General features: G+C 38.7%; 13 protein-coding genes. 11 read left to right on the top strand and 2 right to left on the bottom strand.

Annotation, left to right across the window (positions count from 1 at the left end):
• Window positions 1–24 precede the first annotated feature (24 nt).
• From V7137_RS07980 to mntR, 3 genes are all read left to right on the top strand, one after another.
• Window positions 25–177 carry a hypothetical protein gene (locus V7137_RS07980; RefSeq protein ID WP_335697592.1) on the top strand — a complete coding sequence of 51 codons (153 nt, stop codon included), beginning with the start codon at window positions 25–27 and terminating at the stop codon, window positions 175–177.
• A complete protein-coding gene (locus tag V7137_RS07975) occupies window positions 177–2,345 on the top strand; it encodes a DNA topoisomerase III (RefSeq protein WP_335697591.1) in 2,169 nt (722 codons plus the stop codon). Before V7137_RS07980 ends, V7137_RS07975 begins: the two co-directional genes overlap by 1 nt.
• Window positions 2,346–2,437: 92 nt before the next feature.
• Window positions 2,438–2,860 carry a transcriptional regulator MntR gene (gene mntR / locus V7137_RS07970; RefSeq protein ID WP_335697590.1) on the top strand — a complete coding sequence of 141 codons (423 nt, stop codon included), beginning with the start codon at window positions 2,438–2,440 and terminating at the stop codon, window positions 2,858–2,860.
• 76 nt (window positions 2,861–2,936) lie between these two features.
• Here mntR and V7137_RS07965 read toward each other — a convergent pair whose 3' ends face one another.
• Window positions 2,937–3,149 carry a DUF3892 domain-containing protein gene (locus V7137_RS07965; protein WP_256358390.1) on the bottom strand — a complete coding sequence of 71 codons (213 nt, stop codon included), beginning with the start codon at window positions 3,147–3,149 and terminating at the stop codon, window positions 2,937–2,939.
• Between the two features lie 122 nt (window positions 3,150–3,271).
• Window positions 3,272–4,180 (bottom strand): homoserine O-acetyltransferase MetA, encoded by a 909-nt coding sequence (gene metA, locus V7137_RS07960; RefSeq protein ID WP_335697589.1) that lies wholly within the window; start codon window positions 4,178–4,180, stop codon window positions 3,272–3,274.
• Window positions 4,181–4,420: 240 nt separating this feature from the next.
• On the opposite strand from metA, the gene V7137_RS07955 reads away from it, so the two are divergent.
• The 8 genes from V7137_RS07955 (at window position 4,421) to V7137_RS07920 (ending at window position 12,196) form a co-directional block, all read left to right on the top strand.
• Window positions 4,421–6,109: a formate--tetrahydrofolate ligase gene (locus tag V7137_RS07955; protein WP_335697588.1), complete on the top strand. Its 1,689-nt coding sequence runs from the start codon at window positions 4,421–4,423 to the stop codon at window positions 6,107–6,109.
• A gap of 18 nt (window positions 6,110–6,127) precedes the next feature.
• Window positions 6,128–6,649 (top strand): hypothetical protein, encoded by a 522-nt coding sequence (locus V7137_RS07950; RefSeq protein ID WP_335697587.1) that lies wholly within the window; start codon window positions 6,128–6,130, stop codon window positions 6,647–6,649.
• Between the two features lie 136 nt (window positions 6,650–6,785).
• On the top strand, window positions 6,786–7,634 hold the full coding sequence (locus tag V7137_RS07945) for a DegV family protein (RefSeq protein WP_335697586.1): 849 nt from the start codon (window positions 6,786–6,788) through the stop codon (window positions 7,632–7,634).
• 61 nt (window positions 7,635–7,695) lie between these two features.
• Entirely contained in the window at window positions 7,696–7,851 is a 156-nt protein-coding gene (locus tag V7137_RS07940; protein WP_335697585.1) for a hypothetical protein, read from the top strand.
• 75 nt (window positions 7,852–7,926) lie between these two features.
• Window positions 7,927–8,574 (top strand): HD domain-containing protein, encoded by a 648-nt coding sequence (locus V7137_RS07935; protein WP_335697584.1) that lies wholly within the window; start codon window positions 7,927–7,929, stop codon window positions 8,572–8,574.
• Window positions 8,571–10,460, top strand: a complete 1,890-nt coding sequence (locus tag V7137_RS07930; protein WP_335697583.1) for an ABC-F family ATP-binding cassette domain-containing protein — start codon at window positions 8,571–8,573, stop codon at window positions 10,458–10,460. Before V7137_RS07935 ends, V7137_RS07930 begins: the two co-directional genes overlap by 4 nt.
• 106 nt (window positions 10,461–10,566) lie before the next feature.
• A complete protein-coding gene (locus V7137_RS07925; RefSeq protein ID WP_335697582.1) occupies window positions 10,567–11,700 on the top strand; it encodes a conserved virulence factor C family protein in 1,134 nt (377 codons plus the stop codon).
• A 61-nt stretch (window positions 11,701–11,761) separates the two neighbouring features.
• Entirely contained in the window at window positions 11,762–12,196 is a 435-nt protein-coding gene (locus V7137_RS07920; RefSeq protein WP_335697581.1) for a BrxA/BrxB family bacilliredoxin, read from the top strand.
• Window positions 12,197–12,312: the final 116 nt, after the last annotated feature.

The raw sequence follows: 12,312 nt of genomic DNA, 5'->3' as shown, positions 1-12,312 counted from the left end.
GAAGTTCTGGAGGATGGTCATAAAATGGCCATCTTTTTTATTTATTCACTATTTGAGCTAATTGTCATAGATTCGTCAAGGAAAATACTGGATGATCAGTATTTTAAGTCTTTACTAACAATGGCTTTAATGGGTAAAATGGATTCCGGGATGCTTGAAAAAAGGGAGCAATCATAATGAAATTAATTATTGCCGAAAAGCCGGATCAAGGTTCAACCTTAGCATCAATCTTTAAACATAAAAAACAAAATGGTTTTATAGAAATTTTTTCAAATGATGTTTTTCCAGATGGTGCATATGTCACTTGGGCTATTGGACATGTCTGCCAATTAGTCTCGCCTGAGAAATATCAACAAGGTTGGAAAAAATGGACATTGGATAATTTACCAATGATTCCTGAACAGTTTGAATATGAGGTAACAAAGGATAAGGCAAAACAATTTACAGTCATAAAAAAATTGGTTTCTGATCCTAAGGTTACTGAAATTATTCATGCGGGTGATGCGGGGCGAGAAGGTGAACTAATTATCCGCAATGTCCTTCGGTTAACAAAATGTCACAAACCCATGAAAAGGCTGTGGATTTCTTCGTTAACACCTAATAGCATTAGAGAAGGATTTCAGAAGCTATTGGAAGAACAAGAGACACGCAGCTTATTTTTTGAAGCCTATACTAGGGCTTGTGCCGACTGGGTGGTTGGCATGAATGCTTCACGTCTCTATAGCCTCTTATTACAAAAACAAGGATTTTCTGATGTCTTTTCAGTTGGTAGAGTCCAAACTCCAACCTTAGCACTTATTGTTAAAAGAGAGCTTGAAATAGAGAACTTTAAATCTGAACCCTATTGGGAGGTTCTAGCACATTTTTTAATGAATGGAAAAAAGTACTCTGGAAAATGGCAAAACGATGGGGAAACTCGAGTTAATTCAAAAGAGTTAGCAGAAAAAGTTGCGGCTTTTTGCAAGGATAAACCCGCTGAGGTCAATGAGGTTCAATCAGAAAGAAAAGAATTCCTCCCTCCACTCTTATACAACCTATCCGCTCTCCAAGCTGAAGCGAATAAACGGTTTAAGTTTTCTCCGAAGAAAACGCTCGATGTTATGCAAAAGCTCTATCAAAAGGGAAAAGTCTCATACCCTCGTTCAGATTCTCGATATGTAACGAAAGAAGAAGCGAATACTTTCCCAGAAATTTTAAACAAATTAAGTCATATTAAAGATTATGAAGGCTTTTTCCCCTTACCATTTGCATCGATTTCAGAAAACAAGCGTTATGTGAATGAAAAGAAGGTCACGGACCACTACGCAATCATTCCGACGGAACAAATCCCGAATGTAGAGCGGCTCACTCCAGATGAAAAGAAAATTTATGATCTAGTCGTAACAAGTTTGATAGCCGCACACTACAATAAGGCCATTGCTGAATATACTACTGTAACAACTCTAGTCGATGGCAGGGCGTCATTTATTTCAAAAGGAAAGGTACAAATTGAAGAAGGCTGGCGTAAAGTCCTGAAACCAAAAGATAGTGATGATGAACCTGCACTGCCAAAGTTAGCAAAAGGTGAGCAGGGGCATACTGTAAAAGTGGATGTAAAAGAAAGCAAAACTCAGCCCCCTAAACGCTATACAGAAGGTCAATTGATTACGTTAATGAAAACGGCCGGAAAGCATATAGATGACAAAGAACTTGAGAAAATTCTAACAAAGACCGAGGGGCTTGGGACAGAAGCAACAAGAGCAGGCATTATTACGATGTTAAAGGACCGTTTATACATTGAGGTTAAGAAAAATTTAGTATATGCCACTGCAAAAGCCAAAATCCTGATCGAAGCAATCGGCAAAGAAATCTTAGCCTCACCGGAAATGACCGCAAAGTGGGAACAGAAGTTAAAGGAAATTTCAGAAGGATCTTCGGCACCTAAACATTTTATGGAACAAACGAAAAAGATGGTCATCCATTTAATAGCATCAAGCATTGATCAAGCATCAAATTGGTCTTTTTCAGATGAAATGCGTGAAAATTTTGCGCCTGGGAAGCAAAAGGGAAGAAAGCAGTCGTATACGAAACTGGGACCTTGTAAAAAATGTGAGGGGGCAGTTGTCGACAAAGGGAGCTTTTACGGATGTTCGAATTACCAAAAAAATCATTGTGACTTTACCATTTCCAAAAAAATATTGGGAAAAAATATTACCCAGAAGAATATTAAACTGCTTCTCTCAGAAGGGAAAACAGAGCTGATTGAAGGGTTTGTAAATAAAGAAAAAACTTTTAATGCACGACTATATTTAGACGAAACTGAAAAAAAGGTAAAATTTTTATTTGAAGAAACAGCCACAAAATAAGGAAGTTGTAATGGATATGTGATAAATTGCCTTGTCACTATTTTTTTTCTATAGTACACTTTTAGATGAGTAATTTTTTTGGAGGGTATGGGATGCCAACACCAAGTATGGAAGATTATATCGAACAAATTTATATATTGATTGAAGAAAAAGGATACGCTCGGGTCTCAGATATTGCCGAAGCGCTGTCTGTACATCCCTCCTCAGTAACGAAAATGGTGCAAAAGCTTGATAAAGATGAATACTTAGTTTATGAAAAATATAGAGGCCTTGTGTTAACAGCAAAGGGTAAAAAGATTGGAAAACGACTAGTCTTTAGACATGATTTGTTAGAACAGTTCCTTAAAATCATCGGCGTAAAAAATGAAAATATTTATAACGATGTGGAAGGAATTGAGCACCATTTAAGTTGGGATTCAATCGATCGAATTGGTGACCTGGTTCAATTTTTCGAAGAAGACCAAAGACGCATTGATGCATTAAATGAAATTCAAAAACAGAATGAAAGCGAATAAAAAAGAAGCACCTAGCATTCACAACGCTAGGTGCTTTTGATATTAGTTATGTAAGAGCTTATTGGTGATTTGCACATTAATATAAATCAGGATATTGATCAAATGATTGGCTTCCCTCAGGGATTAAAGTCATTTGCCCATGTTCTTCCTCAATAGCCTGAACACCTTGTATTAATCCATTTTCAGCTTCATGTAACGCCTTTCGATATGAAATGATTCGCCCTTCTGAAGTAACGAAATTAATAATTTCACCAAAGTAATTGCGATGCAGTGCAACGATTGATTCCATAAAAATCTCCCTCTAGTTTTTGAATTAAAGTATCATGCTTTTTCCTCTATTCTTTCTATTTTTACAAATAATAAACGAGCAAATCCATAAAAAAAGCATCGGAAGGTGTCCGATGCTTTCTGTTAACCCCAATAAAATGGAGTTTCTTGGTAGACATAATAATTGAGCCAGTTTGAAAAGAATAAGTGGCCATGGGAACGCCAGCGGTTTATTGGCGGTTGGGTTGGGTCATTGTTTGGAAAATAGTTCTCTGGAATATGGATTTCAAGCCCCTTATTCAAATCCCTTTCATATTCCTGTGCTAGCGAATCTGATTCATATTCCAAATGTCCGGTTACCATTACATGCTTTCTGTCTCGTGATGCAATCAATAATGCACCTGCATCCTCAGAAGCCGCTAGTAATTTTAATTCTTGATGTTTCTTAATAGCTTCAATGGATATATCTGTATAACGAGAATGAGGAGCATAAAATTGGTCATCAAAACCACGAAGTAAAATATCGTTTTGTTCGAAAATCCGGTGGGCATAAATGCCGGAGCATTTTCTCTGTAACTCAAATTTACCAATTCCATAATGATAATGAAGTGCAGCCTGGGCTCCCCAGCAAATATGTAATGTCGAAGTAACATTTTCATTTGCCCAGTCCATAATTTCTGTTAACTCCGCCCAATATTTTACTTGATCAAATTCCAAAAGCTCCACAGGTGCACCAGTAATAATCATCCCATCAAACTTCAGGTTTCTCACTTGGGAAAAGGTAGTGTAAAACTGTTCGAGATGCTGTTTGCTCGTATGGGTCGATTCATAGGAATTTGTTTTTAGAAAGTTAACATTTACTTGTAATGGCGAGTTTCCCAATAAACGTAAAAGTTGTGTTTCTGCTTTCTCTTTTTCAGGCATTAAATTCAAAATAAGGATATTTAATGGACGGATGTCCTGAGCAGTCGCTCGTTCATTGTCCATGATGAAAATATTTTCTGTTTCAAGAATTTCCCTTGCAGGAAGGAGTTTTGGAATGTTAATTGGCAAGTGACCATCCCCTTTATCAGGTTTAATTTAAGACATTTTTCAAAATACTACATCCATTAATATAACTACCAACATCATAAGTCAATGAATATTTGAAATATTTAATAATAATATTATAAACATTATTGGAAGTTCAGAAAAGATAATAATTTATTCAAATATACATATCGGATCGAAAGCGCTTATTTGATACAATAATAGCGTAGGTCCAATTCTAAATACTGAATGCGGGGGATAAAGGTGGTATTAAAAACAACAGTGAAATCAGACATTGAAATTGCACAAGAATCATCAATGAGGCCAATTGTTGAAATCGCCGAAAAAATTGGTTTGGTTGAGGATGATTTAGAGCTTTTTGGAAAATACAAAGCAAAAATTTCAAGTGATGCTTTAGCTAAACTCAAAACAAAGGAAAATGGGAAGATTATCCTGGTTACTTCCATAAATCCAACACCAGCAGGTGAGGGAAAATCAACTGTAACCGTTGGCCTGGCCGATGCTTTCAACCAGATAGGCAAAAAAACAATGATTGCCCTCCGTGAGCCCTCACTAGGACCAACAATGGGGATTAAAGGCGGGGCGACTGGCGGAGGGTACTCACAAGTACTGCCGATGGAGGACATCAACCTACACTTTACTGGAGATATTCACGCGATTACGACTGCAAACAATGCCCTCGCAGCATTAATCGATAATCATCTCCAACAGGGAAACGAGCTTAACATCGATCAACGAAGAATTGTCTGGAAACGGGCGGTCGATTTAAATGACCGTGCCTTAAGAAAAGTAATTATAGGCCTTGGCGGTCCACTACAAGGGGTGCCGCGCGAAGATGGCTTTGATATTACTGTAGCATCGGAAATTATGGCAGTTTTATGCTTAGCAACTGATTTACAAGATTTAAAATTACGTTTATCACGGATGGTCGTAGCTTATAATTATGAGAAAGAGCCGGTTACGGTTGGTGAACTAGGAGTGGAGGGTGCATTAACGCTGCTGTTAAGGGATGCGATTAAACCAAACCTTGTTCAAACCATTGAACATACACCAGCACTTATTCATGGAGGACCGTTTGCAAATATTGCCCATGGATGTAATAGCGTAATCGCCACCACAACAGCGGCCAAGTTAGCTGATTATGTTATTACAGAAGCAGGTTTTGGTGCTGATTTGGGTGCAGAAAAGTTTTTACATATTAAATCAAGAAGTGCAGGTATTCAACCGGAAGCAGTGGTGGTTGTTGCAACAATTCGTGCGTTAAAAATGCATGGCGGTGTAGCGAAAAGTGAGTTAGCGCATGAGAATATTCCATCCCTAACCCTTGGCTTTGCCAATCTGAAGAAACACATCGAGACAATCCAGAGCTTTGGATTACCAGTGGTGGTTGCGATTAACAAATTCATCACCGATACAGAACTTGAGGCGGCCACATTGCTAGAATGGTGTCAACGAGAAAATGTGCCCGTTGCCATAACAGAAGTGTGGGAAAAAGGGGGAGCAGGCGGCATCGATCTAGCTAACATACTGTTAGCCGTGATGGAAAAGAAGGAAAACAACTTTAAGCCTTTATACGACTTATCTGACTCGATTGACAAGAAAGTTAGAACGATTGTGCAAATGGTTTATGGTGGAAGAGATGTAGAATTTTCATCGAAAGCAAAAAAACAATTGCTAGAATTTGAAAAGTTTGGTTGGTCTAATTTGGCCGTTTGTATGGCGAAATCCCAGTATTCCTTGTCTGATGACCCCTCTAAGTTAGGACGGCCAGCGGAATTTAGTGTAACTATTAGGGAATTTAAACCATCTATTGGCGCAGGTTTTATTGTCGCCTTAACAGGTGATGTAATGACGATGCCAGGATTGCCGAAAAAGCCATCAGCCTTAAATATGGATGTGGATGAAAACGGAAATGCATTAGGGCTTTTCTAAGAGGAGAGTAGATGGTAAATGTTTGATCCTACAGCCTTCGATAATATGAAAGTAGTGATTGAAGGAGCATTATATGATCTAGATATTAGTGGTGATATTGTTATTACCGATCGAAATGATTCCATTAACATGGCGAAAATGTCTCGGAAATTTGACGTTTCTTTTCAATTGCCTACTAAAGGCTTTACTGCGAAAATCGAGATGGTATCAAATCTCGGTAATCTAGCTGCTGAACTATTGCCCGCTTTACTTTCAGAGCAGAAGGCAGGATGTCAGTTGAGCCTGCAATTTTTTACGGAACATGACGACAAAGAAATCGACTTTCAAGCAATGGAAGCCACTCTCCTGGATGTTTGGGGATCCGCGAGAAAAATTACTCAAATTATTCAGTATAACCCGCTCCATATCGATAAAAAGCATGATCATTTCATCAGGATTGAATTTGATCGGTTAATTCGAGAAGACCAAATGGATGATTTAGTAGAAATGACGGAGTTTATTATCACGACACTTAAAAAACTTAACGTCGAAATTAACTAATTTAACAAAACCACCAAACCAGCTTTTTCAGCGAGAGCTGGTTTTGTTAGCATCCCTAAAATATTTACAATATTCTAATTTTTATGTACGATTATTTTACATACTTGTTAAATATTAAGGTTAAGGGGAGAGGGCATTGGTCAAAACCGCTTGGGTCACAGACAGTACCGCCTATTTAGACGAAGAATTAAGAAATCATCCTGATTTATATACCATTCCGCTAACGGTTCTACTTGATGGTGATGAATTTTCAGATGGGGTGGACTTATCCTCTGCACAATTATTCGAGCGATTAAAGCAGCTAAAAACACCGCCCAAAACATCACAACCATCCATTGGAGCATTTCAAGCATTATACGAACAACTATCAAAGGAATACGACCAAGTGGTGGCTGTTCTTTTATCAGGAAAATTAAGTGGTACTGTGTCTTCAAGTGAGCAGGCTGCCAAACTAGTTGATATTCCGGTTATCACGTTTGATTCCAATATTCTTACCTATCCGATGACGGCGTTACTTAAAGATGGAATAGCATTACTAGAGGCTGGTGCAAGTATTGAATCGGTTATCAATCAACTTGAAAAGTTGAAAAAAACAAACGAGACATATGTGCTTATCGGCAGTTTAGAGCAACTTCACCGAAGCGGGAGGATGTCTGGTGTACAATTCTTTCTTGGCAGTATGCTTAATGTGAAACCCATTATATCAATTGTTGACGGGGCATTAAGTGTAAAAGAAAAAGTACGAAGTGAGAAAAGAGCGAAAGAGAGAATATTGGAATATTTACACTCATCTTATGAGCAGCACCACTTTAAAGAAGTATACATTTTATATGGGTTGCATGAGGAAACTGCCGCTATTTGGAAGGATGAATTAAGAAAGGAATTTCCACAATTAGAAATTATCTGCTGCCCATTGGGAGCAGTAATTGGAGTTCATGCAGGTGAAAATACTCTCGGCATAAGCTGGCATAATGGGCTGAAATAACTTTTTCTCCCTTTGTGCATACTAATATGGCTATTAATTTTAGCAGAGAGGGAGATGTGTGATGAGTAAGCAAGGAAGGCAAAACCCCAACCAAACGAGAGAGCAAATTGAAAAACAAGACAAAAGAAATGATATTGAACTTGGCAGCGAGTTTCAAATGGGTAATAGCAAGTCACAAAGCCAGAAAAAAAGCGGAAGTCAGGTCAATAAAAAATAATCCCGAGAATTCGGGGTTATTTTTTATTGGTTTTTCATGATAAAATAGCAAAGGTGAAAGTGGGTGTGGGGAAAAATGAAAAATCAGATAATAGAACAAACGAAAATATATGTCCGTAACGAATTAGGGGAAGATGCTACTGGCCATGATTGGTTCCATGTTGATCGTGTCCGATTAAATGCCCTACATATATGCAAGAAAGAAAAAGCGGGAGATCCGTTCATTATTGAAATGGCGGCCCTTCTCCATGACATATCAGATGAAAAGCTTAATGAAAGCAGCGAAAAAGGGGAAGAAAAGCTAAAATTGTTTCTAAGAACCTTACCGCTGACAGATAACGATCAAAAACATATTAAACAAATTATCGCAACGATTTCCTTTAAAGGTGGACAACATACGAATCTTACAACGATAGAAGCGAAAATTGTTCAGGATGCAGACCGTTTAGATGCAATTGGTGCAATCGGAATTGCGAGGGCATTTGCTTATGGCGGCAAAAAAGGGCAGCCAATCTACGACCCAAGCATTAAAGTAAGAAATGAAATGTCAATAGAAGAGTATCGAAAGGGTAAATCAACAAGCATTCATCATTTCTATGAAAAACTCCTTAAATTGAAAGACTTGCTAAATACAGAGACTGCTCTAAAAATGGCAGAAAGCCGTCAACTAATGATGGAGACATTTCTAGAACAATTTTACCAAGAATGGGATGGACAAGAATGAAAATGCTCACAGTTGAAAATGTTTCGAAAACATATGGGGAAAAACAACTCTTTAACTCCATTTCCTTCACGATTGGAGAAAAAGAGCGTGTCGGGTTAATCGGCATCAATGGGACCGGGAAATCATCCCTATTAAAAATAATTGCTGGTCTCGACACACCGGACGAAGGGAAAATTATCACGAGTAAAGACTATTCAATCGCATTTTTAAACCAGCAGCCAGAATTAGATGGGGATAAAACAGTCCTAGAACAAGTCTTTCATGGCGACGCGCCCATTTTAAAACTAATGCGTTCCTACGAAAAAACATTATTGGACCTTTCAATGTCCCCTGATGACACAAAAGTCCAAGATGAGCTTTTTCGTATGCAAAAGCAAATGGATGCACTAAATGCTTGGGATGCAAGCACAAATGCCAAATCAATTTTAATGAAATTAGGTATAGAAGATTTTACAAAAAGAATTGGTGAGATGTCCGGTGGGCAGAAGAAGCGTGTCGCTTTAGCACAAGTGTTGATCGCCGAACCAGATTTACTTATTTTAGATGAACCAACCAATCATCTTGATTTCGATTCCGTCAAATGGTTGGAAGATTACTTAAGTAGATACAGTGGCTCGATTTTGCTTGTGACCCATGACCGCTACTTTCTTGACCGAGTAGCCAATCGAATGTTTGAACTCGATGGTGGGCAGATATACAGCTACAAAGGCAATTATGCGGCCTTCTTAGAAGCAAAAGCCATTCGTGAAGAGAATGAGGCTGCCACTTTTGAAAAAAGGAAAAATCTTTTCAGAAGAGAACTGGAGTGGATCAGGCGCGGTGCGAAAGCAAGAACAACCAAACAAAAGGCTAGAATTCAACGATTTGAAGAGCTTGATGACAAGGTCTCTACTGGGAAGGCAACCTCTGAAAAACTGGATATCACCTTAAATGGGAGTCGGCTTGGCAAGCAGGTATTTGAACTGAAGGATGCTTCCAAGCGTTTCGGAGCAAAATCGATCTTAAATCACTTTGATTTGCTTGTGAAGCCCGGTGATCGAATTGGGATTATAGGGAAAAATGGGACAGGGAAATCGACCCTGTTAAATATCCTTGCCAAACAAATCCCGCTTGATGAGGGTGAGTTCATCATGGGGCAAACAGTAAAAATCGCTTATTATACCCAGGAAAGCGAAGATATGGATGAAAATAAGCGGATGATTGAATACATTAAGGAGACTGCTGAGGTTGTAAACACATCTGATGGAAAAACAATTTCAGCTGCGCAAATGCTCGAACGCTTTTTATTTCCACCATTTACGCACGGTACACCAATTCGAAAGCTATCAGGCGGAGAAAAAAGACGTTTATACTTGTTGAAAATTTTGATGACAGCACCAAATGTGCTCTTGTTGGACGAACCAACCAACGATCTTGATACACAGACATTGACCGTTCTTGAAGATTATTTAGAGGATTTTCCAGGAGTGGTGATTACTGTTTCCCATGACCGTTATTTCTTAGATAAAGTGGCTGAAGAGCTTCTTGTTCTACAAGGAGAAGGGGCAATCGATTCTTTCTATGGTAATTATACAGAGTATCTTGAAAAAGAATCAGCCCTAGAAGCACAAAGAACCGTCACAGTTACGTCTAAACCAACCAAAACAATAGAGAAAGAAAAAAAGAAAAGAATGACCTATGCAGAGAAAAAAGAATGGGAATCTATCGATGAGGACATTGAAAAGACAGAAACCCGATTGGAAGAAATAGCTTCCGAAATGGCAAAGACAGGCAGTGATTTTACCAAAGCGCAGGATTTGATGAAGCAGGAAACAGAATTAAATGAAAAACTTGAGTATTTAATCGAGCGCTGGTCATACCTTGCAGAGCTTGCTGAAAAGGAATAAGAGTGCGTCAATTGACGCACTCTTTTTTCATCAAGCATTTCCGGTGATTGAAACTTATCCAATATGATAAACTAAAAAAAGAATTCTTAAGAATTAGGTGATTTTGTTGAAAATTAAGGCGATTGAACCAACGCCAAGCCCAAATACAATGAAAATTAATCTAGATGAAGAACTTCCAATGGGGAGAAGCCATAATTATAAGAAAGAAACATCTGCTGATGCACCGGCTGTTATTCAAGCAATCCTTCAAATTGAAGGCATTAAAGGTGTCTATCATGTTGCAGATTTTCTTGCTGTTGAACGGAATGCAAAATATGATTGGAAGGTATTACTGCCGCAAGTACGCCAGGCATTTGGAGAAAAAACGGACGAGGCTTCCCTAGTCAAGCCCATCGATGAGCATTTTGGTGAGATTAAGGTTGAAATCCAAATCTTTAAAGATATACCGCTCCAAGTAAAACTTACTGATGGTTCTACTGAAAAACGGTACGGAATGCCCGAAAACTTCTTAAAGGCTCGAGAACGGGCACAGCTTCCTGATGATCACTACCTTTTACTCAGAAAATGGCAAAATCAAGGCGTCCGTTACGGGGATTTTGATCAGATTGGCCAGGAAGTTGTCGATGAACTGATCGCTGCCTTTCCACAAGAACGACTCGAAGAATTGGTTAGAAAAGCTCAATCTGCGGATATTGTACCCGAACAAAAATTTAGTCAGACTCGCAAAAAAGTGTCCATGGAAGATTTACAGAATCCCGATTGGCAGATTCGCTATCAGGTCCTTGAACAAATGGATGACCCAGAACTATCTGATTTACCTGTCCTTGAAAAAGCTTTATCCGATGAAAGGGCTTCGATTCGGAGGCTTGCCACTGTGTACCTCGGGATGATCAAGGAGAAGGAAGTTCTGCCGTTACTATATAAGGCTTTGAAGGATAAAACAGTGACCGTTAGAAGGACAGCAGGAGATTGTCTATCAGATTTAGGGTTTCCAGAAGCAGCTGACGAAATGATGAACGCATTACAGGATAAGAGCAAGTTAGTTCGCTGGCGGGCAGCTATGTTTTTATACGAGGCAGGCGATGAAAAGGCCCTTCCGGCGTTAAAAGCTGCTGAAAATGATTCGGAATTTGAGGTTAGTTTGCAAGTAAAAATGGCCATTGAAAGAATTGAAGGCGGCACTGAAGCAAAAGGTTCTGTTTGGAAGCAAATGACCGAAGCCAGGAAGACGACGGATTAATTGCAAATAGGTAATAGATTAGGTATTCTAAAGTGGATGAATCGAAACGGAGTGATTTAAATTGTCAAATGCATATGAAGAATATATGAGACAAATGGTTTTACCGATGCGTGAAGAATTAACACGAGCAGGCTTTGAAGAGCTCTCAACAGCACAAGAAGTAGAACAATTTATGGAAAATGTAAGTGGAACAACACTTGTAGTCGTAAATTCCGTGTGCGGATGCGCAGCTGGATTAGCTCGTCCTGCTGCAACGCAAGCTGTACTCAATAGTGAGAAAAAGCCAGGCCAAATCGTAACTGTTTTTGCTGGGCAGGATAAAGAAGCAACCGCAAAAATGCGGGAGTATTTTGAAGGAATTGAACCATCATCACCATCAATGGCATTATTAAAGGATAAAAAAGTGGTTCATTTCATTCCAAGACATGATATTGAAGGAATGCCAATGGAATCCGTAATGCATAATTTACTAGGGGCTTTCGAAGCCCATTGTTAATTAGGATGTCAGCTGACATCCTTTTTTTTATTGGTTCGTAATTCGAAAAATTTTCCAATAACATGAAAAAAGAAGTATAATATCTAATTTCAGAGAATAATAGAAAATAGAAAAAG

The organism is Neobacillus drentensis (assembly GCF_036962765.1).
GTDB lineage: Bacteria > Bacillota > Bacilli > Bacillales > Cytobacillaceae > Neobacillus > Neobacillus drentensis_C.
Note: the sequence above shows the minus strand (reverse complement) of the source record. Positions and strands in the feature narration are given on the sequence as shown.